This window comes from Bradyrhizobium sp. FW305-F6, assembly GCF_058782905.1.
Genome location: NZ_JBYSYD010000005.1, coordinates 413,502 through 437,998, shown reverse-complemented (window position 1 = coordinate 437,998; position 24,497 = coordinate 413,502). Strand labels below are relative to the sequence as shown.

Annotated in this window: 25 protein-coding genes; 23 read left to right on the top strand and 2 right to left on the bottom strand. The window is 57.5% G+C overall.

All coding sequences use genetic code 11. The features are described 5' to 3' along the window. Positions 1-30 precede the first annotated feature (30 nt). On the bottom strand, positions 31-963 hold the full coding sequence (locus tag AC3WLX_RS30140) for a LysR family transcriptional regulator (protein WP_061027984.1): 933 nt from the start codon (positions 961-963) through the stop codon (positions 31-33). A 137-nt stretch (positions 964-1,100) separates the two neighbouring features. Between AC3WLX_RS30140 and AC3WLX_RS30135 the strand changes: the two genes are divergently transcribed. The 14 genes from AC3WLX_RS30135 to AC3WLX_RS30070 all read left to right on the top strand — a co-directional run bounded on the left by AC3WLX_RS30135 (position 1,101) and on the right by AC3WLX_RS30070 (position 16,718). Continuing rightward, entirely contained in the window at positions 1,101-2,138 is a 1,038-nt protein-coding gene (locus AC3WLX_RS30135; RefSeq protein ID WP_061027983.1) for a class 1 fructose-bisphosphatase, read from the top strand. A gap of 19 nt (positions 2,139-2,157) precedes the next feature. Beyond that, a complete protein-coding gene (locus tag AC3WLX_RS30130) occupies positions 2,158-3,030 on the top strand; it encodes a phosphoribulokinase (RefSeq protein WP_061027982.1) in 873 nt (290 codons plus the stop codon). Between the two features lie 41 nt (positions 3,031-3,071). After that, positions 3,072-5,099 carry a transketolase gene (gene tkt / locus AC3WLX_RS30125; RefSeq protein ID WP_061028007.1) on the top strand — a complete coding sequence of 676 codons (2,028 nt, stop codon included), beginning with the start codon at positions 3,072-3,074 and terminating at the stop codon, positions 5,097-5,099. Continuing rightward, a complete protein-coding gene (gap, locus tag AC3WLX_RS30120) occupies positions 5,099-6,106 on the top strand; it encodes a type I glyceraldehyde-3-phosphate dehydrogenase (RefSeq protein WP_061027981.1) in 1,008 nt (335 codons plus the stop codon). The genes tkt and gap overlap by 1 nt, the downstream gene beginning before the upstream one ends. After that, entirely contained in the window at positions 6,103-7,311 is a 1,209-nt protein-coding gene (locus tag AC3WLX_RS30115) for a phosphoglycerate kinase (protein ID WP_061027980.1), read from the top strand. Before gap ends, AC3WLX_RS30115 begins: the two co-directional genes overlap by 4 nt. A 10-nt stretch (positions 7,312-7,321) precedes the next feature. After that, entirely contained in the window at positions 7,322-8,407 is a 1,086-nt protein-coding gene (gene fba, locus AC3WLX_RS30110) for a class II fructose-bisphosphate aldolase (protein WP_061027979.1), read from the top strand. A 58-nt stretch (positions 8,408-8,465) separates the two neighbouring features. After that, positions 8,466-9,926 (top strand): form I ribulose bisphosphate carboxylase large subunit, encoded by a 1,461-nt coding sequence (locus AC3WLX_RS30105; protein ID WP_061028006.1) that lies wholly within the window; start codon positions 8,466-8,468, stop codon positions 9,924-9,926. Between the two features lie 11 nt (positions 9,927-9,937). Further along, positions 9,938-10,360, top strand: coding sequence for a ribulose bisphosphate carboxylase small subunit (locus tag AC3WLX_RS30100; RefSeq protein WP_061027978.1), 423 nt, complete (start codon positions 9,938-9,940; stop codon positions 10,358-10,360). 164 nt (positions 10,361-10,524) lie between these two features. Beyond that, positions 10,525-11,439: a CbbX protein gene (gene cbbX, locus AC3WLX_RS30095; RefSeq protein WP_061027977.1), complete on the top strand. Its 915-nt coding sequence runs from the start codon at positions 10,525-10,527 to the stop codon at positions 11,437-11,439. Between the two features lie 4 nt (positions 11,440-11,443). Then, entirely contained in the window at positions 11,444-12,124 is a 681-nt protein-coding gene (rpe, locus tag AC3WLX_RS30090; protein WP_061027976.1) for a ribulose-phosphate 3-epimerase, read from the top strand. Continuing rightward, on the top strand, positions 12,118-12,837 hold the full coding sequence (locus AC3WLX_RS30085) for an HAD-IA family hydrolase (RefSeq protein WP_061027975.1): 720 nt from the start codon (positions 12,118-12,120) through the stop codon (positions 12,835-12,837). Before rpe ends, AC3WLX_RS30085 begins: the two co-directional genes overlap by 7 nt. Then, complete coding sequence (locus tag AC3WLX_RS30080) at positions 12,834-13,547, top strand: HAD-IA family hydrolase (RefSeq protein ID WP_061027974.1); 714 nt, start codon at positions 12,834-12,836, stop codon at positions 13,545-13,547. Before AC3WLX_RS30085 ends, AC3WLX_RS30080 begins: the two co-directional genes overlap by 4 nt. Before the next feature lie 178 nt (positions 13,548-13,725). Continuing rightward, a complete protein-coding gene (locus tag AC3WLX_RS30075; protein WP_061027973.1) occupies positions 13,726-15,171 on the top strand; it encodes a sigma-54 dependent transcriptional regulator in 1,446 nt (481 codons plus the stop codon). Positions 15,172-16,028: 857 nt separating this feature from the next. Beyond that, positions 16,029-16,718, top strand: a complete 690-nt coding sequence (locus tag AC3WLX_RS30070) for an OmpW/AlkL family protein (protein ID WP_063817316.1) — start codon at positions 16,029-16,031, stop codon at positions 16,716-16,718. Positions 16,719-16,838: 120 nt separating this feature from the next. Here AC3WLX_RS30070 and AC3WLX_RS30065 read toward each other — a convergent pair whose 3' ends face one another. Beyond that, the gene (locus AC3WLX_RS30065; RefSeq protein WP_061027971.1) at positions 16,839-18,155 is read right to left on the bottom strand and encodes a globin-coupled sensor protein; all 1,317 of its coding nucleotides are present in this window, start codon (positions 18,153-18,155) and stop codon (positions 16,839-16,841) included. Positions 18,156-18,467: 312 nt separating this feature from the next. Here AC3WLX_RS30065 and AC3WLX_RS30060 point away from each other — a divergent pair, with 312 nt between their 5' ends. The 9 genes from AC3WLX_RS30060 (at position 18,468) to AC3WLX_RS30020 (ending at position 24,476) form a co-directional block, all read left to right on the top strand. Beyond that, positions 18,468-19,430, top strand: coding sequence for an NADH-quinone oxidoreductase subunit B family protein (locus AC3WLX_RS30060; protein WP_061027970.1), 963 nt, complete (start codon positions 18,468-18,470; stop codon positions 19,428-19,430). 67 nt (positions 19,431-19,497) lie between these two features. Continuing rightward, complete coding sequence (locus tag AC3WLX_RS30055) at positions 19,498-21,096, top strand: nickel-dependent hydrogenase large subunit (protein WP_061027969.1); 1,599 nt, start codon at positions 19,498-19,500, stop codon at positions 21,094-21,096. Between the two features lie 101 nt (positions 21,097-21,197). Beyond that, positions 21,198-21,509 carry a hypothetical protein gene (locus AC3WLX_RS30050; protein ID WP_061027968.1) on the top strand — a complete coding sequence of 104 codons (312 nt, stop codon included), beginning with the start codon at positions 21,198-21,200 and terminating at the stop codon, positions 21,507-21,509. Between the two features lie 41 nt (positions 21,510-21,550). Continuing rightward, on the top strand, positions 21,551-21,859 hold the full coding sequence (locus tag AC3WLX_RS30045; RefSeq protein WP_061028005.1) for a hypothetical protein: 309 nt from the start codon (positions 21,551-21,553) through the stop codon (positions 21,857-21,859). Positions 21,860-22,083: 224 nt separating this feature from the next. Then, positions 22,084-22,572, top strand: coding sequence for a hydrogenase maturation protease (locus AC3WLX_RS30040; protein ID WP_061027967.1), 489 nt, complete (start codon positions 22,084-22,086; stop codon positions 22,570-22,572). After that, a complete protein-coding gene (locus AC3WLX_RS30035) occupies positions 22,569-22,883 on the top strand; it encodes a hypothetical protein (RefSeq protein WP_061027966.1) in 315 nt (104 codons plus the stop codon). The genes AC3WLX_RS30040 and AC3WLX_RS30035 overlap by 4 nt, the downstream gene beginning before the upstream one ends. 134 nt (positions 22,884-23,017) lie before the next feature. Next, complete coding sequence (locus AC3WLX_RS30030; RefSeq protein ID WP_245325475.1) at positions 23,018-24,013, top strand: tetratricopeptide repeat protein; 996 nt, start codon at positions 23,018-23,020, stop codon at positions 24,011-24,013. Positions 24,014-24,031: 18 nt separating this feature from the next. Beyond that, a complete protein-coding gene (locus AC3WLX_RS30025; RefSeq protein WP_061027964.1) occupies positions 24,032-24,241 on the top strand; it encodes a hypothetical protein in 210 nt (69 codons plus the stop codon). Positions 24,242-24,251: 10 nt separating this feature from the next. Beyond that, positions 24,252-24,476 carry a hypothetical protein gene (locus AC3WLX_RS30020; RefSeq protein ID WP_061027963.1) on the top strand — a complete coding sequence of 75 codons (225 nt, stop codon included), beginning with the start codon at positions 24,252-24,254 and terminating at the stop codon, positions 24,474-24,476. The last annotated feature ends 21 nt before the right edge of the window (positions 24,477-24,497 follow it).

Sequence of the window (24,497 nt, the reverse complement as noted above, 5' to 3'; positions counted from 1 at the left end):
GGTTCCCTTCTCGGCCATCGCACTTCTAGTCTAAAGCGCTTTTCCCGGCATCCCGGGAAGAAAGCGCGAGCCTTCAGCTCTCAGAAAATCAAGCATAGCTTGTGCCGGAGGTAGCAGCACCTTGTCTTGCCTCCTGACCACAAACCATTGCCGAACGACGGGCAAGCCAGCGACATCAAGAGCCACCAACCGTCCGTCTTCAAGTTCAGTCGCGACGGTATGCGCGGAGATGAACGCAATCCCGAGACCGGCGATCACCGCCTGCTTAATTGTCTCATTACTGCTCATCTCCATACCGACAGTCGGCTGAAGCTCCGTGTCAGAAAACAGTTGTTCCATGAGCATCCTCGTCCCCGAACCCTGTTCGCGCGTGAGGAAGGTTTCGTGGGTGAGATCTACTGCGGCCAGACCGAAATCCTGCGCGAGCCAGTGCCCCCTCGGCGCAACGATGATGTGGGGGTGATCGCCGATCAGATGAGTTTCCACCTCAACGTCCGGCGGCGGGCGGCCCATGATCGCGAAATCGAGTTCGTAGCCGCGCAGCGCTTGACGGATCTCCTGACGATTGCCGATCGACAGGCTAATATCGATCTTGGGATGAAGTTTTGAAAATGCGGCGATGGCAAAAGGGACGAAATATTTCGCAGTGCTAACCGCGCCAATCGATACGCGACCACCGGTTCGGCCTGCAATCATATCCAGTGAGGTCGCACAGGACGACATGGCAGCCTCTATGCGTCCATGCAACGCAAGGACCTCTCGCCCTGCTCCGGTGAGCAACATTCCGTCGCTGGTACGTTGAAGCAACGGCAGTCCCGCCAGATCTTGAAGTTTGCGCAACTGCAGCGTCACCGCAGGCTGCGTGAGATTGAGCTTGTTGGCAGCCGCCGTGATGCTGCCGTTGGCCGATAGTGCCGCAAGCGCCCGCAATTGCCTGATCGTTAGGTCGAGCAGCCCAGACATATATTAAAAACTTTGCTCACACCAAACATAATGAAATTTTACTTATTTAGCTGACGCAGTCAACCTCGATCTACGGCTTCAACGAGGGACGGGCACCCGATTCCCTCAGTTGCAGCGTCGGAAGGGGAGGCGAACTAATGAATCCGGGCCTGAGTTTGCGCCGATCATTAAATGATTACGCCGGCATGGACCCGCTTCGCCGAGCCGTGACCGAAGTTATCGATGCTCTCGCGCAGGCCTCGATCGAGATTTCCAATCTGACGGGTTGCGGTGCGCTGGCCGGCATTACTGGGCAGCCTCAGGGACGCAACACCGACGGAGACGTCCAGAAGGATCTCGATATCCGCGCTGACCGGATCATCCGCGCAGCCCTTGAGCCGCTTCCGATCGCAGCTTTGGCATCAGAAGAAGCGACGGACCCAGAGATATTGTACCCGGCTGCACCCATCAGCATTGCCATCGATCCGTTGGATGGTTCATCGAATATCGACACCAACATGTCGGTCGGCACGATTTTCTCGATTCTACCGACACCGCGAGACATTCGCTCCACCTTCCTTCAGCGTGGCGACGCTCAGCTTGGTGCAGGCTTTTTTGTCTACGGTCCGCAAACATCACTCGTTCTCACGCTCGGCTGCGGCGTCGATATCTTTACGCTGGATCGCGGTGAGAACGAATTCAAGCTGATCAGATCGGCCGTACAGATCCCAGCGGATACCGCGGAATTTGCGATCAACGCGTCGAACCAGCGGCATTGGGAGCCACCGGTGCAGGCCTTTATTGAGGATTGCCTGGCTGGCGCCAACGGAGAACGAGGCAAGGATTTCAACATGCGCTGGATTGGATCGCTGGTGGCGGAAGCCTACCGCATCCTGACGCGCGGCGGGATATTCCTCTACCCTGCAGACGCGCGAGAAGGCTACGGCGAAGGCCGCTTGCGCCTCGTCTACGAAGCCAACCCAATGGCGTTGATCATGGAGCAAGCCGGAGGCGCCGCCTCTACGGGCCGTAAGCGGATACTTGATCTCTCGCCAAACACGCTTCATCAGCGCGTGCCGTTGATCATGGGCTCCCGAGACAAGGTGCGGCGCCTCGATCGCCTACACATGAGCCCGGATATCAAATCCGAGAAAAATGCTCCGCTCTTCGCCCACCGTGGGCTGTTTCGCAGCTGACCCGAAGGACTGACCTATCGTGTCCAGGAAGCATCCCATCATATCGATTACCGGCTCCTCCGGGGCAGGTACGACATCCGTCAAACGAACCTTCGAGCAGATATTCCGCCGCGAGAATGTGGCGGCCGCCTATATCGAGGGAGATGCTTTCCATCGCTACAACCGCCTAGAAATGCGCAACCGCATGGCCGAAGAAACCGAGCGCGGCAACAAGCATTTCAGTCACTTCAGCCCCGAGACCAATCTGTTCGAGGAACTGGAGGCCGTCTTCAAGGCCTATGGTGAAACCGGATCGGGCACGACACGGTACTACGTCCACGACGACGAGGAAGCCGCGCTCCACGGAAGTTCTCCTGGGACCTTCACCGATTGGCGCCCTCTCCCGGATGCTTCCGATCTGCTTTTCTACGAAGGACTCCACGGCGCTGTCGTGACCGAAAAGGTCAATGTTGCGCAGCATGCTGATCTCAAGATCGGAGTCGTTCCCGTCATCAATCTTGAATGGATCCAGAAGCTGCACCGTGACCGCAGCGCGCGCGGCTATTCCACCGAGGCGGTGACCGACACGATTCTTCGCCGCATGCCGGATTACGTCAATTATATCTGTCCGCAATTTGCGGAGACCGACATCAATTTCCAACGCGTCCCGACCGTCGATACCTCAAACCCGTTTATTGCGCGATGGATCCCAACACCGGACGAGTCGATGGTCGTGATCCGGCTCAAGAACCCGCGTGGCATCGATTTTCCTTACCTGCTGTCGATGATCCCAAATAGCTTCATGTCGCGGGCGAATTCGATCGTAATTCACGGATCGAAGCTGGATCTCGCGATGCAGCTAATCTTGACGCCATTAATCCTGCAACTGATCGACCGAAAGAGACGTGCATGACGAGCGATCTTATTGCCTTTCCGCAAAGAGCAACGTTGGATATGTCAAGCCGTATCGAAGCGAGGGACCTCAATGTCTCGCACCGGCAGATGGCCAATGCCATCCGTTTCCTTGCAATCGACGCGGTAGAAAAGGCGAACTCTGGGCACCCAGGTATGCCAATGGGCATGGCCGACGTCGCAACTGTTCTGTTCTCGCGCTTTCTGAAGTTCGACCCGAAGAATCCGGATTGGCCCGATCGCGACCGGTTCGTTTTATCCGCAGGTCACGGTTCGATGCTTCTCTATGCGGTCCTGTTCCTGACTGGCTATGAAGACGTCACGCTCGAGGAGCTCAAGGCGTTTCGGCAATGGGGATCGAAAACCCCTGGCCATCCCGAATACGGTCACACGGCAGGGGTCGAAACAACGACCGGGCCGCTTGGTCAGGGAGTTGCGACCGCCGTTGGCATGGCGCTTTCCGAGCGACTGCTGAATTACCGATTTGGCAATGACCTCGTCGATCATTTCACTTATGTGATTTGTGGAGACGGCTGCTTGATGGAAGGCCTCAGTCATGAGGCGATATCGCTGGCGGGCCACCTGAAGCTCGGTCGGTTGATCGTTCTCTATGACGACAATGAAATATCGATCGATGGACCCACGTCTCTTTCGTGTTCCGACGATCAGATCGTGCGTTTTGCCGCGTCCGGTTGGTCAGTCCGCCGCATTGACGGTCATGATCCTCAAGCTATCGCCAAGGCCATCGAAGAGGAGCGGCTAATTGACCGTCCATCCCTGATCGCCTGTCGAACCGTGATCGGTTTCGGCGCGCCGAAGCGGCAGGGCACTGAGAAGGCGCATGGTGCCCCACTTGGTGCTGAAGAACTTGAAGCAACGCGCGCTGCCCTGCACTGGCCGCATCCGCCATTCGAAATCCCGGCAGCCGTGCTGTCCGCGTGGCGGGCGGTCGGCGCTTGGGGACAAGTGGCCTATGAGGCGTGGGCCCAACGTGCTCTGCAGCCCGATGCTATCGCTCGCTGTCGTTTGCTGGATGTCTTGGCAGGAAAACTGTCGAACGAATACGATGAAGCCTACCGATCGATCCGCGCTCGTTTTGGAACCGAGCGTCCTATGATTGCCACGCGGCAGGCCTCGCAACTGGTTATCGACGCGCTCGCTATGGCGCTGCCCAATCTGCTTGGCGGATCGGCCGACTTGACGCATTCCAACCTGACCCAAGCGAAGACACAGAAGCCCATCAAGCCTGGGTGCTTTCAAGGCAACTATGTGCATTACGGCATCCGCGAGCACGGGATGGCCGCCGCAATGAATGGCATCGCCCTCCACGGTGGCTTCATTCCTTATGGCGGGACCTTCCTGACGTTCTCAGATTACAGCCGGCCCGCGATCAGGATGGCCGCACTGATGGGCTTGCGCGTTATTCACGTGATGACGCATGACTCGATCGGCCTCGGCGAAGATGGTCCGACCCACCAGCCGGTTGAGCATTTGGCGTCGCTGCGAGCGATTCCGAACTTGCTTGTATTCCGCCCTGCCGATTCGGTTGAAACCGCCGAGGCCTGGGACTGCGCCCTGCGGGCTGAACATAGTCCGTCCGTTTTGTGTCTTTCGCGCCAGGCGCTGCCGACTTTCCGCAGCGATGCGAGAGGCGTGAACAAGGTCGCTCTCGGCGCCTATCTAGTGACTGATCCCGAGGGCCCGCGTGACGTGACTTTGATAGCAACGGGATCCGAAGTCGCCATCGCGATCGATGCCGCTCGCCTGCTCGCAAAGGACGATGTCCGTGCCGCAGTGGTTTCGGCTCCATGCTTCGAGCTTTTTGAGAAGCAGACTAGCGAGTATCGATCAACTGTTCTTGGCCGCTGCCCACGCGTCGGCGTTGAAGCGGCTGTTCAGGGAGGTTGGGCTCGCTGGATCGATGCAAACGGTGAATTTGTAGGGATGACCGGATTCGGCGCATCCGCCCCGGCAAGCGTGCTCTACCGCGAGTTCGGCGTGACACCGGAAGCTGTTGCGGTGGCGGCGATGCGCTCGATCGCGCGTTCTCGAATGGAAGGACTGAGATAGTGCCGGTCAAAGTAGCTATCAACGGATTCGGGCGTATAGGTCGAAATGTGCTGCGCGCAATCGTGGAGTCCGGGCGCCGCGATATCGTAGTCGTCGCCATAAATGATCTTGGATCAGTCGAGGCGAACGCTCACCTGCTGCGCTTTGACTCCATACATGGCCGCTTCCCGCACGAAGTGAGGGTTGCTGGAAACACCATCGATGTGGGCCGAGGGCTAATAGAGGTGACGTGCGTAAAGGATCCCGCGACGCTGCCCCATACAGCGTTGGAAGTCGATATAGCGCTCGAATGCACGGGTGTCTTCACAACACGCGACAAAGCTGCGGCGCATTTGAGGGCAGGAGCCAAACGCGTTATCGTTTCGGCACCCGCTGATGGCGCCGATTTCACAGTCGTCTACGGGGTGAATCACCAAAATCTGAACGACAAACATTTGGTGGTTTCGAATGCGTCCTGCACTACGAACTGCCTTGCGCCGGTCGCCAAAGTCCTGAACGACGCCGTCGGAATCGATCGGGGGTTCATGACGACAATCCACTCGTACACCGGAGACCAGCCGACGCTGGATACCTTGCACAAAGACCTCTATCGCGCGCGCGCCGCTGCGACTTCGATGATTCCGACCTCCACAGGAGCGGCGAAGGCCGTCGGTCTTGTACTACCTGAGCTGAATGGCCGCCTTGACGGGGTTGCTATCCGTGTACCGACGCCGAATGTTTCGGTCGTCGACTTCAAGTTCATTGCCAAAAGGTCGACATCGATCGCAGAGATCAACGCAGCGATCGATGAGGCGGCGAATGGCCACTTGAAGGGCGTCCTCGGCGTCACATACGCTCCAAACGTCTCAGTTGATTTCAATCACGATTCAAATTCGGCTGTGTTCCATATGGACCAGACCAAGGTCATCGATGGCAACTTCGTGCGTGTGATGAGTTGGTACGATAACGAGTGGGGCTTCTCTAGCCGCATGAGCGACACCGCGGTGGCGCTGGGGAGGCTTCTTTGACAGCATCTCTGCGAACACTCGATGGAATTGACGTGGCCGGAAAACGGGTCGTCGTTCGTGTCGATCTTAATGTGCCGATGAAAAACGGGCGTGTGACTGACGATCTGCGTATAAGGCACATTGCTCCGACGCTCGCGGAGCTGGCAGACAAGCGGGCGATTGTCATCGTGCTCTCCCACTTTGAGCGGCCACGAGGCAGGGTCATTGCCGAGTACTCGCTTGCCCCGCTACGCCCGGCTCTCGAACGATGCTTGCAGAGGCCCGTACAGTTCGTGGCCACAGACTGGAGAAACGGCCCGCATCGCGCCGCAGTGGCTGCGGCGGAGCCGGGCGACATACTGCTGATGGACAATACGCGATTTCATCCTGGCGAGGAGAGCAATGATCCGGCGTTCATCCGGACCCTTGCAGGCCTCGGCGACATCTTCGTCAACGACGCGTTTTCCGCCGCCCACCGTGCCCACGCCTCCACCGAGGGTATTGCTCATTTGCTGCCGTCTTTCGCCGGTCGCGGAATGCAGGCCGAGCTGTCGGCGTTGGATCGCGCACTCGGCAGTCCACTTCGGCCGGTAGGGGCGATCGTTGGAGGCGCCAAGGTTTCCACGAAGATTACCCTGCTCGAAAATCTCGTCAAACACGTCGATGACCTCATCATTGGCGGTGGCATGGCAAATACGTTCTTGCATGCGCAGGGGATTTCGGTTGGTCGGTCGATTTGCGAACCCCAGTTAGGCGACCTCGCCGAACGCATTCTTCGCCAGGCCGAAAAGCACAGCTGCAACATCGTCCTGCCACGCGACGCGGTTGTTGCCCGCGAGTTTGCGGCAAACACGGAGCATCAGACCGTAGACATTAGAGAGGTCCCGGAAGACGCGATGATTCTCGACATCGGTCCAGAGACCGTCGCCGACATCAAGGAACTCTTCGGCGATCTAAAGACGCTGCTGTGGAACGGTCCGGTCGGCGCATTCGAAACTGAGCCATTCGACCGCGGTACGAGCGCGCTGGCGAAGGCGGCCGCAAGATGGACTCTGTCCGGAACGCTTCAAACGATTGCCGGCGGCGGGGACACAGTCGCTGCGCTTTCGGCTGCGGGCGTCAGCAACAGCTTCACCTACGTCTCAACGGCCGGCGGGGCGTTTCTTGAATGGCTAGAAGGACGCGTGCTTCCGGGCGTGAATGTTCTCAAGACCAGTAAAATGTGAGGTAGCCGATATGGCGCGAATTACGCTGAGACAACTACTCGATCACGCGGCCGAGCACGGCTACGGCGTGCCGGCGTTCAACATCAACAATATGGAGCAGGGGCTGGCGATCATGGACGCGGCGGCGTCGGTCGACGCGCCCGTCATCATCCAGGCCTCGCGTGGCGCGCGCTCCTACGCCAACGACATCATGCTGGCGAAAATGATTGATGCGCTGGAGCAGATGTACCCGCAGATTCCGCTCTGCATGCACCAAGACCACGGCAACGAGGAGTCGACCTGCGCCACCGCGCTCCAGCACGGTTTTACCTCGGTCATGATGGACGGTTCGCTGAAGGCCGACGCCAAGACGGCAGCGGATTACGACTACAATGTCGATATCACCCGCCGCGTGGTCGACATGGCGCACTGGATCGGCGCCTCGGTGGAAGGCGAGCTCGGCGTGCTCGGCTCGCTCGAACATGGCGGCGGCGAACAGGAAGACGGCCACGGTGTTGAGGGCAAGGTCAGCCACGATCAGCTCCTGACCGATCCGGACCAGGCGGTCGATTTCGTCCGCGCCACCAGGGTCGATGCGCTAGCGATCGCGATGGGCACCTCGCACGGCGCCTACAAATTCTCGCGCAAGCCGGATGGCGACATCCTGGCGATGAATGTGGTGGAAGAAATCCATCGCCGGCTGCCGAACACCCATCTGGTGATGCACGGCTCGTCCTCGGTGCCGCAGCCGCTACAGGACATGTTCAACGCGTTCGGCGGTGAGATGCCGCAGACCTGGGGCGTGCCGGTCGAGGAGATTGCCCGCGGCATCAAGCACGGTGTCCGCAAGGTCAACATCGATACCGATTGCCGGCTGGCGATGACGGCGGCTTTTCGCAAGGTAGCTACCCAGACGAAGAGCGAATTCGATCCGAGAAAATTCCTGAAGCCGGCGATGGATGCGATGCGCGACCTCTGCCGCGAGCGTTTCGAGCAGTTCGGCACCGCGGGAAACGCAACGAAGATCAAGGTGTTGCCGCTCGCGGAAATGGCGAAACGTTACCGTAGCGGCAGCCTCGATCCCCGGATCGGATCGATGGCCGATGCTGCCGAATGAGATGAGACCTTTTCGATCACTTGAGCCGCGCCGCCAAACCGAACCTGAGGAGACCAGCATGAACGAGATCTCGATGACCGTCCGCGGCAAGGATCGCTACAAGTCCGGCGTGATGGAATACAAGAAGATGGGCTATTGGGAGCCGGACTATGAGCCCAAGGACACCGACATTATCGCACTGTTCCGGGTGACGCCGCAGGATGGCGTCGATCCGATCGAGGCGTCGGCAGCGGTCGCCGGTGAATCCTCGACCGCGACCTGGACCGTGGTGTGGACCGACCGGTTGACAGCCGCGGAGAAATACCGCGCCAAGTGCTACCGCGTCGATCCCGTGCCGAACTCGCCGGGGCAATACTTCGCCTATATCGCCTATGACCTTGATTTGTTCGAGAACGGCTCAATCGCCAACCTCTCGGCCTCGATCATCGGCAATGTGTTCGGGTTCAAGCCGCTGAAGGCGCTGCGGCTCGAGGACATGCGGCTGCCGGTGGCCTACGTGAAGACGTTCCAGGGACCGGCGACCGGCATCGTGGTCGAACGCGAGCGGATGGACAAGTTCGGCCGGCCGCTGCTCGGCGCCACCGTGAAGCCGAAACTCGGATTGTCCGGCCGCAACTACGGCCGCGTGGTCTACGAGGCGCTGAAGGGCGGTCTCGACTTCACCAAGGACGACGAGAACATCAACTCGCAACCCTTCATGCACTGGCGCGAGCGCTTCCTCTATTGCATGGAAGCCGTCAACAAGGCGCAGGCCGCCACGGGCGAGATCAAGGGCACCTATCTCAACGTAACCGCCGGCACCATGGAGGACATGTACGAGCGCGCCGAATTTGCAAAGGAGCTCGGCTCCGTCGTCATCATGATCGACCTCGTGATCGGCTACACCGCGATCCAGTCGATGGCGAAATGGGCGCGCCGCAACGACATGATCCTGCATCTGCACCGGGCAGGGCACTCGACCTATACAAGGCAGCGCAACCACGGCGTCTCGTTCCGCGTGATCGCAAAATGGATGCGGCTTGCGGGTGTCGATCATATCCATGCCGGCACGGTGGTCGGCAAGCTGGAGGGCGACCCCGCCACCACGCGCGGTTATTACGACATCTGCCGCGAGGATCATAACCCGATGCGGCTCGAACACGGCGTGTTCTTCGAGCAGAATTGGGCGAGCCTCAACAAGTTGATGCCGGTGGCGTCCGGCGGCATTCACGCCGGCCAGATGCACCAGTTGCTCGACCATTTGGGAGAAGACGTCGTGCTGCAGTTCGGCGGCGGCACCATCGGCCATCCCATGGGTATCCAGGCAGGCGCCACCGCCAACCGCGTCGCGCTGGAAGCGATGATCCTGGCCCGTAACGAAGGCCGCGACTATCTGCACGAGGGACCGGATATCCTCGCCAGGGCAGCGCAGACCTGTACGCCGCTGAAAGCCGCGCTCGAGGTCTGGAAGGACGTCACCTTCAATTACGAATCGACCGACATGCCCGACTACGCCCCCACCGCCAGCGTCTCGATATAAGGAGCAGGACCATGCGCGTTACCCAAGGCTGTTTCTCTTTCCTGCCCGATCTCACCGATGCGCAGATCTCGGCGCAGGTGCAGTATTGTCTCGGCAAGGGCTGGGCGGTGAACATCGAATTCACCGACGATCCGCATCCTCGCAACACGTTTTGGGAAATGTGGGGCCTGCCGATGTTCGACCTGCGCGATGCTGCCGGCGTGCTGATGGAGCTCAACGAATGCCGCAAGGTTTACGGTGATCGCTACATCCGGATGTCGGCGTTCGATTCCAGCCATGGCTGGGAGTCGGTGCGGATGTCCTTCATCGTCAACCGGCCGAAGGACGAACCCGGCTTCCGGCTTGAACGGCACGAGGTTGAGGGCCGCAACATCCGCTACACAACCAAATCCTACGCCGCTGATCGCCCTGAAGGCCGACGCTATGGTGCGTAATACCATCCGGACCGGAACGCACCATTTACCTCCCTGGTCGCGGTTTCTCCCGGGTGTACTGCTCCGTCACCGCCGAAGCGGTGACGGAGCTTCCTTGTTCTTGCCGAAACCTGCACGCGAGACGTGCGCGTCGGAATTTGTGCGATGCTACTAGACGGTAAGCGATGACAGATAGCGTCAGTCTTCGAGAGGAACTTGAGGTCGTCGGCATCGACGAGATTCTTGAGCAGCTCAATCGCGAGCTGATTGGTCTCCAGCCCGTCAAGACCCGCATTCGAGAGATTTCGTCACTGCTGCTGATCGAGCGTATCCGCAAACGAATGGGGCTGAGTTCGGAGACGCCCACGCTGCATATGTCGTTCACCGGCAATCCCGGTACTGGCAAAACGACCGTGGCGCTGAGGATCGCGGGAATTCTTCACAAACTTGGTTTCGTGCGCCGGGGACAAGTGGTGTCAGTCACGCGCGACGAGCTGGTGGGCCAGTACATCGGGCATACGGCTCCCAAGACCAAAGAGATTCTCAAGAAGGCGATGGGTGGCGTCCTGTTCATCGACGAAGCCTACTATTTGCATCGGCCAGACAACGAGCGCGACTACGGACAAGAGGCGATCGAGATATTGCTGCAGGTCATGGAGTCACAACGTGAGGATCTTGTTGTGATCCTCGCAGGGTACGGCGACCGCATGGACAAGTTCTTTGCCAGCAATCCCGGCTTCCGGTCCCGCATCGCGCATCACATCGATTTCCCGGACTACTCCGAGGACGAGCTACTCGTGATCGCCGAGCTAATGCTGGACGGTATGAATTACAAATTCAGTGTGGATGCGCGCGCGGCATTCATTAGCTACATAGCGCTGCGCAAGACGCAGCCATTGTTTTCCAATGCACGATCGATCCGCAATGCGCTCGACCGAATGCGGTTACGTCAGGCGAACCGTCTCGTTGCCGATATTGATCGAGTCCTCGTTGTCGATGACATCAAATCGATCGAAGCGTCTGACGTGTTGGCGAGTCGAGTGTTTGCGAAATCCCGCCCCGCATCCGTCGAGCGTCTAAAAGTCGAGAGGAAATCCTGAGCCGATGCCTAAACCTATCGTTATCGCTCCGTCGATCCTCTCCGCCGATTTTGCGCGCCTGGGCGGCGAAATCAATTCCATTGACGCAGCTGGCGCGGACTGGATCCATTGCGATGTGATGGATGGACATTTTGTTCCTAACATCAGTTTTGGTCCCGACGTTATCAAGGCCGTACGTTCACGTACCACCAAGATCTTCGACGTCCATCTGATGATTGCGCCGGTCGATCAGTATTTGGAAGCCTTCGCTAAGGCTGGAGCTGATATCATTACGGTGCATGCGGAAGCCGGCGCGCATCTGGACCGTTCACTCCAGGCGATCCGGGGGTTGGGCAAGAAGGCGGGTGTCACGATTTGCCCGGCTACGTCCGAGCAGGTACTCGTGCATGTCCTTGACCGGGTCGACCTCATCCTCGTAATGACGGTGAATCCTGGATTTGGCGGGCAATCGTTTATTCAGTCGCAACTGGATAAGATCCGCTGCATTCGGGGAATGATTGGTGAGCGGTCGATCCGATTGGAGGTTGATGGAGGCGTCAACGTCGAGACCGCGGCTCAGGTTGTGGCAGCCGGCGCCGACACGATTGTCGCGGGGTCGGCCGTGTTCCGCGGCGGTACGGAGGAAGCGTATCGGGCAAACATTTCAGCGATTCGGGGTGCCGCTGAGGCCGGACGGCGATGCTGACGGCTGGTGATAAGCACTATCGGAGAGGGAAGGGGCGGTGGCCCGGCGCTGTTGTCTTCGATCTTGACGGTACGGTCGTGGACAGCGTCGGGGACATCACTTCCTCGATTAACAGCCTCTTGGTCGCCAGGGATCTGTCGCCATTCTCGGAGGGATCAATTCGCACATTCATAGGCGACGGTCTTGATGTCCTTGTCGAGCGCGCCTTTCACGCGCGGGGAATCGTCTTCGGCGTAGAAGAATTGCGGGCCATCGTCGAATCCTACGAGGTGATATACGGGGCTCGGCTTACCGAGACGACCAGAGCTTACGCCGGGGTCGTTTCTGTTCTTTCCGAGCTGAAAGCGTACGGCGCTGCTATTGGTATTTGCACGAACAAGGTGGAGGACAAGGCTGTCGGCGTGGTCGAGGGTCTGGGGTTGGACAGATATGTTGACGTGATCGTCGGAGCCCGCAGTGGAAGGCCTGCAAAGCCGTCACCTATTCCGCTGTTTGATACGCTCGGGTACCTGGGCATCAACACAGAGGATGCGATCATGGTAGGCGACAGCATTGTCGACGTGCAATGCGCGCGGGCCGCTGGTGTCGCGGTGATTGGCGTTTCATTTGGCTACTCTAAAATTCCTATGCGCGAGCTTTGTCCCGACGTGACCATCGATGGTTATGCCGAATTCCGAGCGGCGTGCGCGACACTTAGCTTGAATTTGCCATGAAACGATTCCGTGCCCTCATCTTCGATGTTGACGGCACGCTGGCTGAAACCGAAGAGCTGCACCGCCGTGCCTTCAACGAGACTTTTGCGTATTTTGATTTGGATTGGGAGTGGAGCGTTCCGGTCTACACGAATCTTCTGCAGGTTGCGGGCGGCAAGGAGAGAATTCGCCACTTTACCCGTCTTACCTCAGGTCGGATCGACATCTCGTCCGACGAGCTCGCAGAACTCCATCGCTTTAAAACTGCACGTTACGCACAGCTCATGGCCTCCGGAGCGTGTTCGCTACGGCCAGGTGTAGTTGAGGCAATTCACGCGGCCACTCTCCGTGGGCAGCGTCTTGCAATCGCGACGACGACATCGCGGCACAATGTGGAGGCGCTATTTTCAGCGACGCTTGGCGAAAACGGAATAAAGCTATTCAGCGCCATCGTCGCAGGTGACGAAGTCGAAAGGAAGAAGCCAGCGCCCGATGCTTATCTGAAAGTCCTAAACCTGCTCGGATTTCGGAACTGTGACTGCCTGGCTATCGAGGACTCGCGCAATGGATTGTTGGCGGCATCTCGCGCTGGGATCCCGGTCCTGATTACCCGAAGCGCGTATTTCTGGGGAGAGCAGTTCGACGGCGCTTTTGCAGTCATCGACGGGCTGGATGAGCTCGTAGATTTCGATGTTCCTGTGGAACCGAGACAACGCGGGCGCGCGAGATAAAAGAGCAGGCGTCGTCGGTCTTGCTCCATCGCGCGTGCGCCGATCGTCTTGGAAGGGAATGCCGGCCCGCGACGGCGTTCGGCATCGTTTCGATCAGCTCTGCGGCCGCGCGCGAAAAAGGAGTTGAATGGTCTCCGCGGTGCTGCTAAGTAGGTTTTCAATTTGAAAAGAATATTGCATGGAAACGCTCGGAACGGTCCTCATCTTGGCGCGAGGTGGTCCGCAATGGTCCGCTACAGCCGATGTCTTGTCCGGAGAGTATGATTACCGGGTCCTAACTGCTCGTTCGACTGAAGATGCGGCCAGCGCACTGTCCGATGCCCATATCGATATCGTTTTGGCGGAACATGGCCCAAGTGGCGACGGATTGAGTTTTCTCGCCAATCTGCGTGTTACCCATCCCGACGTCATTCGCGTGCTGGCGCTTGACGCCAAGACCGAGCTGACCCAGCAGGCCATTTTGCCCGCGGCTATCTACCAATTTGTGCGCAAGCCACTCGATGCGAAGCAAATAGGTTTGGTCGTTGAACGCGGTCTGGAATCACGCGAACTTGCACGCCGCCATCGAATGCTGACACGTGAGTTCAAAATTCCAGCAGACTCGATGAGACTCCATGTACGCAGCGGGATATCTTTGCATCCCGAGAGCCAGCGGTTCGAGAAACTCGTCTACGTCAGCGAAAAACTAAGCGAGCTTTGTGATCTCTCTCGTAAGGCTGCCCGGACGGAACTACCGATCCTGATCCAGGGCGAAACCGGGACTGGCAAGGAGTTGCTAGCACGCGCGATACATTATAGCTCGAACCGCAAGGCCAGCCCCTTGATGGTTCAGAATTGCGGCGGTATGTCCGATGAATTGCTTCAATCGGAATTGTTCGGGCATAAGCGCGGAGCGTTCACGGGTGCAATTTCCGACCGCCTTGGTCTATTTCGCGCCGGGGATGGTGGAACAGTTTTCCTTGATGAAATCTCCGAAGTGTCGGCGTCTTTCCAGGTGAGTCTCCTCCGTTTCCTTCAGGAAGGCGAGGTCAAGCCACTCGGTTCCGACAAGACACAGACATGCAACGTTCGTATCATTGCGGCGTCCAATCGACCGCTAAAGACACTCGTTGCTGAGGGAAAATACAGACAGGACCTGTATTTTCGCCTCAAGGGTTTCGAGCTAGAAGTGCCGCCGCTTCGAGACCGTCCTGACGACATTCCAGCGCTCGCGGAATTTTTTGCCGCCAAGCATAGTGATGCGATCGGTCGGAAAATTCTCGGCATATCTGCGGGAGTCCTCGAGAAGCTGTCCGCATTCGAATTTCCCGGCAACGTTCGTGAACTCGAAAATGAAATCCGTCGCATGGTCGCCTTGGCTGAGGACGGCGAATATCTGACAACAAAATACATATCGCCCGCAATACTCGCGGCCGCCCCCCGGCAGCATTCTGGTGTGGCCAACACCTATATGCCTCAGGGAGCGACTTTAAAGGACAAGGTCGAGAGTCTCGAGAAATACATTCTCCATGAGGCTTTGGTGCGCCATCGATGGAACCAGAGCCGTGCGGCGAACGAATTAGGCCTTTCGCGCGTTGGTTTAGCCAACAAGATCAAGCGATATAGTCTTAACGAACCCAACTAGGGTGTAGCGATGGCTGACGATGCGGATTCAAACGATGACCTAGGTTCTGGCGAGGCTAATTCGCCGGCGGAGGTCGTTCGTTTTCCCCAATCGCGCGTTTCACCTGCGGGAAGTTCTGAGCCGTTCCGAGAACTCGGCATGAGCACGCTTTCGAAGAGTCTCGGCTTTCCCGAGCGTCAGGCGACCGGGCATTGGTGTAGCCGCTGTCGCGGAATCTGGTTCGGATATCTGCTCGAGGTATCTTGCCCGGTTTGCGGAAATCGTCACGGTTAGTGCCGCGCGGCCCGACGTTGCAATTTGGCTTTGGCCCTCCGTCGTGGAAGTCATTTTCCCTTCTGATTGGCATCTTTTGGCCGCCGTAGCAGCCCTTCCGGAACAGACAGCCTGGGTTGGAATGGATAGAGCCAGGTGGTTTGCGAACCTCGTCATAGGCACGCGCCCAATAGTTTCTGCTGCCATTCTCGGCGGCGAGCTGCGCTATCTCAACGTGCCTTTCGGAAGCCGGTCGAAATCGATACTTCGATGCTGCTCGCTCCTGTCGCGCCCCGATCGCGCTAGTCTGTCATTTGATGCTCCAATATCTGCGCGATACCCGGCGTGGTGGTGAATCTTCCAACCGCAGAAGGACGTCAGCTGACAACGTAGTTTGCTGCTACAAGGTAGGTTTGCTCGATCTAGCGCTCCTGTACTCGGCACCAAAAATCGTAAATTGTTCTAAGCCACTCGAGCAAATGAATTTTTTTCCTTTTCTAGATTAGGCACGCTAGTTGCAACGCTCGATCAAAAGAAAAAGAAGACGTTTGGCAGCGCAGCCAATTCGGCTTGCGTCGAGGAAACAGATATTGGATGGGGACGTCATGAAAAGATTCTATCTTGCAGTCGCAATGGTACTCAACGCTGTTGCCGGCTTGCCTGCCGAGGCTTCTGCAGCCGACCTTACGTATCCGGTCAAGGCCCCCGCTCCCGTGCTCTATGAGGAGAGTCCGTGGATGCTTCGCGTTCGCGCCATCGCCGTTGTCCCTGACGCGTCGGCGACTTTGAGCGCGGCCGGCGCGCCGATCGCTGGGGCTTCCGTTGACGTGAGCACTTCGGTCGTGCCGGAGGTCGATGTGACCTACTTCTTTACGAAAAACATTGCTCTTGAGGTCGTTGCAGCCTTCTCGCCGCACACCGTGACTGGGTCGGGTACGATTGCTCCGTTGGGACAACTGGCACACTCGGTTCTGTTGCCTCCGGTCGCAACCCTGCAGTACCACTTTACCAACTTCGGCGCATTCAGGCCTTATATTGGCGTTGGCGCGAACTACACTTGGTTTTTGGACCAAAGCCTGAGGCAGCCCGCTCTGCTGAATGTTCACATCAGCGATTCCGCAGGCATCGTTGGAAATGTCGGGTTTGACTACATGCTTGACAAGCACTGGGGCTTCAATGTTGACGTCAAATATGTCGACATGCAGCCGAGTGTCAGTTTTGCCAACGGCAATATTGTCGGCAAGGTAAGAATTAACCCCTGGATCGTCGGGACGGGTGTGAGCTATCGCTTCTAGAACCGGAGGCTTACTTTCCGCCTCCAAGGTTCCTCGTTTACTTCAACGGGTGAAGCAATACCTTCTACTATTGCACCTTCCGGTCGACGAAATGTTTGTCGGCCGGCACCGCATTTCGATCTATCCTAAAACGCGATGACGCAACGACAACATGTCGGCTTGGAGCGTACCAACATGCGAAACGAGCGATTTCGCCAACCCAGATAGGTCGCCGGCGCTCTTTTTGGCGTGGCTGTTCATCGCCTCCATCGATCCAATCGATTCAGTAACCGCCTGTGCGAACCTAGCGGCGTCGGAGATGTTCCGGTTAATTCTGCGCGTAGCGTCCCCTTGCTCCTCGACCGCTGCGTTTATGGCGTGCCCGACGGCTGCGATCTCGCCGATTGTTCGGCACGTCAATTCTCCGTCTTCGACTGAAAGTGAGGTTGCTTGCTCCACGGCGTTGATTTGCGCTGCGATCTCTGTGGTCGCGGTCGATGTCTGAACCGCTAGAGCCTTCACCTCCGTCGCAATGACCGCGAAACCATTGCCCAAAGCGCCAGCTCGACTGGCTTCGATTCGGGCGTTCAAGGCAAGCAAGTTTGTTTGCGCAGCGATCTTGGAGATCGTCCCGACGATTGATCCGATTTGTCCAACGGCATTAGCTATCGTTTGCGACGTGCTCCGGTTGCGTTCGACTGCTTCGGCTGCCACGTCCTGGGTGCTGACGCCTTGTCGAGCGATTCCGGACATTGAAGTCAGTACCTCCTTGATGACTTCTGCGCCCTTCTCGATCCGTTTGACGATTAATCCAGACACCTCGTTGGCATAGCTCGCCTTCTCAATGGTAATCCCTGCTTCATCGTCGAGAACTTCAGCAATGTTTTTGAGCATAGTCGATGCCTCCAAAAAAGCACCCGTCGCCGGTGCAACGCGGTCTTCGAAGTCCGTGATAGCTGCCTCGATTTCGAGCTTCCGTTGCTGTTCGAGCTCCCGCTGACATGCGAGGTAGTCGGACATAGCAATATCCACGTCGAAGATGATCGTCTTTATCAGCGCATGTATGGCTCGATCCCGTCGAGCATGCGCGAACCGGTGCTTGCCTGCAAGGATCGCAGCAAATCCTTGTTGGCAAAAATTTGCGACGGTCATGGGCCAGTGGGACGAGAGCCCGGCCTCCATGACCGCCAACGTCATCCTGCGTGTGCTTTCAAGATACTCGTCACGAAGGTTGGCGGTAAAAACGAGCTGCCAGTGCGCAAGCTGTTCGGCAACCAAAGCGGTCTTTTGATCAGAGCCGATCCGTGCGAACGCTGGTTCGTCGACGCAGTGTGTCAAAAATTCTACCAGTATGCGTTCTGCGTGGGGTTCGATGGCAGGCCATGCTTGCTGGAGGCAATGCCAGGTCTCTGCGTTCAATGTGTGCAGTTGCGCCACTCGCTTAATATCTTCGATCATTTGTTGAGTGCCCCGCGGTCATGGAATGCCTTGCTTCTATCAAGCCTTGATAAAAAATATCTTAGTACGTGCCGCAGCCAAATACGGGCTTTGATGCGGCCGCTTTCGCGCGTATTTCTGAATACCAACTTTGCACCGCTAACTTCGTTTGCATTCACGTTCAGCCATGGTGTGCGGTGCCAAAAGTACCCCGTGACGGTTAAGCTGCTGAGATACCGTAGTCATTTAGCTCTCGACCAAACCGGCACGCGATTTGCTAATCAGTATGCGACGCCCTTCTGGTTGGCGACAAAACAATGTTGGAGGAAACTGATGGCTAATCTTCTTTGGCTCCAGGGCGGAGCGTGCTCCGGAAATACGATGTCGTTTCTCAATGCGGAGGAGCCGAGCGCCTGCGATCTTGTGACGGACTTTGGCATCAATGTGCTCTGGCATCCGTCACTTGGCATGGAGCTGGGAGACAATCTGAAGAAGTTGTTGAACTCGCTGACTTCCGGCGAACTCGCGCTCGATATCTTTGTGTTTGAGGGCACTGTCGTCAACGCACCAAATGGCACCGGTGAATGGAATCGATTTGCAGGCCGTCCGATGAAGGATTGGGTCGCGGACCTCGCAAAAGTGGCGAGCTATACCGTGGCCATCGGGGACTGCGCGACATGGGGCGGTATTCCAGCAACGGCGCCCAATCCGTCGGATAGCGAGGGCTTGCAGTTCTTGAAGCGCAAGCATGGCGGTTTCCTGGGGGCAGGGTACAAGTCCAAGGCTGGCTTGCCCGTCATCAACGTACCTGGATGTCCCGCACACCCCGACTGGATCACGCAAATCGTGGTCGCGGTGGCTACGGGGCGTGGCGGCGATCTGTCGCTCGACGAATTCCAGCGGCCGAAAACCTTCTTCACTAGTTTCACGCAGACGGGTTGCACCCGCAACATGCACTTCGCCTACAAGGTTTCGGCGACTGAATATGGGCAGCGCAAAGGTTGCTTGTTCTATGATCTCGGATGCCGAGGTCCTATGACGCACTCGCCCTGCAACCGCATCTTGTGGAATCGGCAGTCGTCGAAAACGCGTGCGGGCATGCCGTGCATGGGATGTACGGAGCCAGAATTCCCGTTCTTCGATCTTATGCCAGGTACCGTCTTCAAGACTCAGACCGTCATGGGCGTTCCGAAGGACATGCCGTCGGGGGTCGATAAGGCAGGTTACATCAAGCTCACCGCGGCCGCAAAAGCTGCATCTCCGGCCTGGGCCGAAGAAGACATGTTCGTCGTTTGACGGAAATACTCGCCAGACCAATTACGAATGCATCTTCGCGCCTTCATGCCAAATAGGATAAATTATCATGCCATCAGCAGTCCAAACCCTCGATATCTCACCCGTCGGTCGAGTAGAAGGGGACCTTGACGTTCGTGTTAACATTCAGGACGGCGTCGTCGTTGACGCCTGGACCCAGGCCGAGTTGTTTCGCGGCTTCGAGGTCATTTTACGGGACAAGGATCCGCAAGCCGGCCTCGTCGTCACGCCGCGCGCTTGCGGCATCTGCGGTGCCTCGCATCTGACATGCGCTGCGTGGGCCCTCGATACCGCGTGGCAAACCGAAGTGCCCCGTAATGCGATCCTGGCGCGCAATCTCGGACAGCTCGTCGAAAGTCTCCAGAGCTTGCCGCGCCATCACTACGGCCTCTTCATGATCGACTACACCCACAAAAATTATGCGAAGTCCAAGTATTATGAGGAGGCCGTGAAGCGATGGTCGCCGTACACGGGCAGCAATTACGAAATCGGCGTCACCATCTCCGGCAAGCCGGTTGAGATCTACGCGCTGTTGGGGGGGCAATGGCCGCATTCGAGCTACATGGTGCCTGGCGGTGTGATGTGCGCCCCGACTTTGACCGACGTCACCCGTGCATGGTCGATTCTCGAATATTTCCGCCGTGATTGGATGGAGAAGATCTGGCTGGGTTGTTCGTTGGAGCGTTACGAGGAAATCAAAACCCTCGACGACTTCATGGCTTGGCTGGACGAGAAGCCGGAGCATGCGAATTCGGATCTTGGCATGTTCTGGCGCATGAGCCTCGATTGCGGAATGGACAAGTTCGGCAAAGGCCATGGTCGTTTCGTTTCGTGGGGTTACTTGCCGCACGAGGACAAATACCAAAAGCCGACGATCGAAGGCCGCAATGCGGCGTTGATTATGAAAAGTGGCGTTTACGACGGCAAGACTGATCAGTTCAAGTTGATGGACCAGAAGTTTACGCGCGAAGACACGATGCATTCCTGGTACGACGAGCCGGGCGGCTTGCATCCGTTTGACCGCAAGACCGTGCCGACACAGAAAAACACCGTGAACATGGACGGTCAGTATTCTTGGTCGACTGCCGTGCGCCATGATGAAAGCGGCCGCCTTGAGGCCGGACCACTATCGCGTCAGTTGATCGCGGGCGGCAAGCACGGCGAATCTTGGCAGCACTACGATCCGCTGGTTCTCGATATGTACAAGAAGCTCGGCGGCGCCAGCGTGATGCTGCGTCACTTTGCGCGCATGCATGAGGGCGTAAAGTTGTATCGCCAGGCTGAACACGCGTTGCGCGAATTCAAGTTGAACGATCCTTGGTACATCAAGCCGACCGAGAGGGACGGCCGCGGCTGGGGCGCGACTGAGGCGATCCGCGGCGCGCTGTGTCATTGGATTGAAGTTAAGGAGGGCAAGATCAAGAATTACCAGATTATTGCCCCGACAACGTGGAACGTCGGACCGAGGTCGTCGGACGGTATTCGCGGGCCGATGGAGCAAGCCCTGATCGGAGCCCCCATCAAGGACCCGCACGATCCCGTTGAGGTCGGTCACGTCTGTCGTTCCTATGATTCCTGTCTCGTTTGCACCGTCCATGCCCACGATGCAAAGACGGGTGAGGAATTGGCTCGCTTTCGGACGGCCTAAGCAGTCATTGTCAATCTAAAGTCGTTGGCCCATCGTGGGGAAGGTGGGCTTGCGACTCCAAGGCCTTGAACTGAAATATTCATCGCGAAAGGCGGTCGCATATGGCGTCCGATAACGGGGTTTTGCTCAAGACGATCGCCGACATGCTTGAGAAAGGGCTTGAGACGCAAGTCGAGCCTTTTCCCGAGACCGATAAAGAGTTCGCCGACATTCTTCTCCAGCTTCGCCAGCTTGATCCGAAGGATCTTAAGGGCAAGCTCGTTGTCGGTGGCTTTGTGAATCATCCATACGGACCGGAAAGACAGCGTTGCCTGGAGTGCATGTACTACCTCGTGCATCGAAAATGGTGCGACCTGCCTGAACTTGCAGTTCCGGTCGAACCGGAATGGTGGTGCCGATTGTGGCGAATCTGACGTTCCAGTTCGACGGACGGTGACCCGGGAAGATGGGGTCTATGAGCGACGAAGAGCTTCGCGATGAGATTAGATGTCTCCTTGAGGGCGGCTTCAAGACCGAAGTGTTTCCTCGTGCCGACACACATGAGGAAGTTCAGTCAATCGTGTTCCGGCTCAAGGCAGCAGGCCTTGATCTGAAGGCAAAGCTCGCAATCGGAGGGTTTACACTCGCACCGATTGAGCACGCGGAGATCGAGCAGTTGTGCGAAACCTGCATGTATTACAAGGTTCACCGGCAATATTGCGAGTTGCCTGAACTCGATATACCGGTTGAACCTAAGTGGTCATGCAGGCTCTGGCGTATCTGAGGCCTGCTCACGAAGTCCTACGGCTCCCGCGGCATGGCTAACGCCTTCTAGACCGTGTATCCCGCCAGGTGGCCGAAGAGGATGCCGGCGAGGACGGCTGGCTCGAAGTGCCCTCTATCGGGTATCGGATGTCTCAGACCGATCCCGGATGATGCAATGCGACATCGATTGGTGAGTGCAATCCGGCTGCAGAATGGTAATGCTTCGAATCCGGGAGGCTCCTCATGATTGTGGTTGTCGGGTGCGGAAACCCAAATCGCCTCGACGATGGAGCGGGCATCGAGGTTCTGCGGATGCTGGAAGCTCGCGGCGTCTGCCGCGACGCGCAAAATGTTCGGCTGCTTGCTGCAGGTACCGACGGAATGGCGACAATGTTTGCGGCCCGTGGTTGCCGCACATTGATCGTTGTCGATGCTTGCCGCTCCGGTTCGGAGCCGGGCGCAGTCTTCGAGGTGCCGGGCAACGAACTCGAGCAAAGTTACAAAGCGTCTCTCAACCTGCATGACTTCCGTTGGGATCACGCGCTGTTCGCGGGTAAAAAGATCTTTCGTGAAGACTTTCCTTCTGACGTAATGGTGCTGCTGATCGAGGCGGCGACGGTGGATCTAGGGATGGGTTTGTCGCCAGCCGTCTCAGCCGCAGTCGCGAAAGTCGCTGACCGCATCAGCGGACTGATCCAAGCGCGCCTGTTCGAGCGGCGGGCAACGTCGTGACGGCGGCTGCGACCGTCACACTCAGGCGCGGGGCGCTCTACCTGAGTTGCGAGATTTACGATCGCTATTTCACGGCGCTAGAGGCCGTCATTTTAATCCGCCGCGAACGCGACCTTTGCGTCTTGCCCGTCCGGCACGCGGCCGCGGGCGGCTATCTTCTCAAACTCCGCAACAAGCTTGGTGATCGCGTTGTTCATGCCCCCGATTTCTTCCGTGAACATCGCGTCAACGAAGATATCGCGCTGCAACTGTCCGTCGTCTGGTCGGCAGAACAGGGCGCGCTGGTCGCGGCTGACACATTCGACATGTAAAGTAAGTTTGCAATTAGAAAAACAACTAGACATTTGCGACTCGTTCCGGTTAGCATGGATCGCGAAATAAAAACATGCAGCCGAAAAGGCGCGATTGGGGGAAACGAGTGAATACAAGTCTTGTCGGAGATGAAGTGCGTGCAGCACTCGCGGCTGCAGAGGATGCGGACGCGAGTCCTTCCGAGCGCGCTGAAATGCTCATGGAAATCGCGATGGGTCTGCAGCAGCAACCCAAATCACCCGATCAATTGCGCGCCTCGGTTACGCTCTATGACAAGGCGCTTTCAATCTGTCCGGAAGAGATGCAGCTTCTGGCGGCGCGAATCCTGGCGCGCAAAGGCACTGCGCTGCAGGCCATTCCCGAAGAGGGAACGGCGTCGCTTGAGCAAGCGCGCGCGACGTTCGAGCAAGCCATCCCGACGTTGATCGATTTTGGAAAACCGGAAGAACTAGCTGAGGCCGAAATGAACCTTGGCCTTGCGCTGCAAAATCTGGCTGGCGTTGGGCGGGCGCGTATCACCGACGCGATTTCGGCCTACCAGCGTGCCCTTCGAACTTTCACCCGGGCCAAGTATCCGCATGAATTCGTGATCCTGCAGAATAATCTTGCGACTGCATTTCTTTCAATACCGATGACCGACGAGCGTGGAAAGATGCGCGAAGCGCTTGCGGTGCAGGCTTTCGAGGAAGGTCTCAAGGTTGTCACGCTGATCGACAACCCGACCGAATACGCGATGTTGCAGAACAATCTCGGCAATGCGCTGCAATACGTTTCATCGAGTCACACTCTTGAGAACAACATTCGCGCGATCGAGGCCTACGACGAAGCCTTGAAAGTACGTACACGGCAGACGACCCCGCTGGAATACGCGAACACCATCTCGAATAAGGCAAATTGCTTATGGAATTTGCCCGATGATCCCGCGGATCCGGAGAGCGGAAATCGGATCAATCTCGCGCAGGCGCGCGCCTATTACGCCGAAGCGCGCGAGATATTCGTGGCGCACAGCGAACCTGAAAAGGCGCGTCTCGTTGCGGAAGCATTCAACCAGATCGAGCGCGAGATGTTAGCTTTACCACCGACCAACGGCCATGATGGCCGCCAATCCATGCGATCCCGAACCAAGTAAAGAGGAGTTTGTTGAGCGATGAATCTACCCTATTCCCCCGAAATGCTGGCCATTTCCTTTGTGTTCGGCGCGGTTGCGTCGATTGTGGGCGGAGCCGTCGGTGGCATTGCCGTCGGCGGCAAGGTACTGGGAAATGAACTCGCCGCAATGTTGGGAGGATTTTACGGTCCGCTCGCCGGCGTCGCCGGCGTCGTCATCGGACTCTTCGTCCTTACGGTCACTGGTTGAGGAAAATCTCATGTTCGCTATGGCTCAAAATTCAATCGTTTTGTTTTTTCGCGGCAAGTTATTCGCGGAACCAGGCAAGGCCTTTCAGAAGATTCTGATCGGTATTGCCGTTACGGCATTGTTACTGATCGCAATCGCGAAGGTGGGCGCGCCGCTGTGGATAGCGGCGCTCGTGGCCGCGCTGCTAGGAGGCGGATTGCAGCCGTATTTGTTTCGGAATCTCCGCTATCGATGAGGCATGCGGATCGTGCAAGTG

What these genes read in the sequence shown, in the direction of transcription:
- rpe (WP_061027976.1), top strand. Translation starts at nt 11,444, where the DNA reads ATGCCTAAACCTATCGTTATCGCTCCGTCGATCCTCTCCGCCGATTTT.
- AC3WLX_RS30080 (WP_061027974.1), top strand. Translation starts at nt 12,834, where the DNA reads ATGAAACGATTCCGTGCCCTCATCTTCGATGTTGACGGCACGCTGGCT.
- AC3WLX_RS30070 (WP_063817316.1), top strand. Translation starts at nt 16,029, where the DNA reads ATGAAAAGATTCTATCTTGCAGTCGCAATGGTACTCAACGCTGTTGCC.
- AC3WLX_RS30100 (WP_061027978.1), top strand. Translation starts at nt 9,938, where the DNA reads ATGCGCGTTACCCAAGGCTGTTTCTCTTTCCTGCCCGATCTCACCGAT.
- AC3WLX_RS30135 (WP_061027983.1), top strand. Translation starts at nt 1,101, where the DNA reads ATGAATCCGGGCCTGAGTTTGCGCCGATCATTAAATGATTACGCCGGC.
- tkt (WP_061028007.1), top strand. Translation starts at nt 3,072, where the DNA reads ATGTCAAGCCGTATCGAAGCGAGGGACCTCAATGTCTCGCACCGGCAG.
- fba (WP_061027979.1), top strand. Translation starts at nt 7,322, where the DNA reads ATGGCGCGAATTACGCTGAGACAACTACTCGATCACGCGGCCGAGCAC.
- AC3WLX_RS30040 (WP_061027967.1), top strand. Translation starts at nt 22,084, where the DNA reads ATGATTGTGGTTGTCGGGTGCGGAAACCCAAATCGCCTCGACGATGGA.
- AC3WLX_RS30045 (WP_061028005.1), top strand. Translation starts at nt 21,551, where the DNA reads ATGAGCGACGAAGAGCTTCGCGATGAGATTAGATGTCTCCTTGAGGGC.
- AC3WLX_RS30140 (WP_061027984.1), bottom strand. Translation starts at nt 963, where the DNA reads ATGTCTGGGCTGCTCGACCTAACGATCAGGCAATTGCGGGCGCTTGCG.
- AC3WLX_RS30055 (WP_061027969.1), top strand. Translation starts at nt 19,498, where the DNA reads ATGCCATCAGCAGTCCAAACCCTCGATATCTCACCCGTCGGTCGAGTA.
- AC3WLX_RS30050 (WP_061027968.1), top strand. Translation starts at nt 21,198, where the DNA reads ATGGCGTCCGATAACGGGGTTTTGCTCAAGACGATCGCCGACATGCTT.
- cbbX (WP_061027977.1), top strand. Translation starts at nt 10,525, where the DNA reads ATGACAGATAGCGTCAGTCTTCGAGAGGAACTTGAGGTCGTCGGCATC.
- AC3WLX_RS30065 (WP_061027971.1), bottom strand. Translation starts at nt 18,155, where the DNA reads ATGATCGAAGATATTAAGCGAGTGGCGCAACTGCACACATTGAACGCA.
- AC3WLX_RS30020 (WP_061027963.1), top strand. Translation starts at nt 24,252, where the DNA reads ATGTTCGCTATGGCTCAAAATTCAATCGTTTTGTTTTTTCGCGGCAAG.
- AC3WLX_RS30025 (WP_061027964.1), top strand. Translation starts at nt 24,032, where the DNA reads ATGAATCTACCCTATTCCCCCGAAATGCTGGCCATTTCCTTTGTGTTC.
- AC3WLX_RS30060 (WP_061027970.1), top strand. Translation starts at nt 18,468, where the DNA reads ATGGCTAATCTTCTTTGGCTCCAGGGCGGAGCGTGCTCCGGAAATACG.
- AC3WLX_RS30075 (WP_061027973.1), top strand. Translation starts at nt 13,726, where the DNA reads ATGGAAACGCTCGGAACGGTCCTCATCTTGGCGCGAGGTGGTCCGCAA.
- AC3WLX_RS30085 (WP_061027975.1), top strand. Translation starts at nt 12,118, where the DNA reads ATGCTGACGGCTGGTGATAAGCACTATCGGAGAGGGAAGGGGCGGTGG.
- AC3WLX_RS30105 (WP_061028006.1), top strand. Translation starts at nt 8,466, where the DNA reads ATGAACGAGATCTCGATGACCGTCCGCGGCAAGGATCGCTACAAGTCC.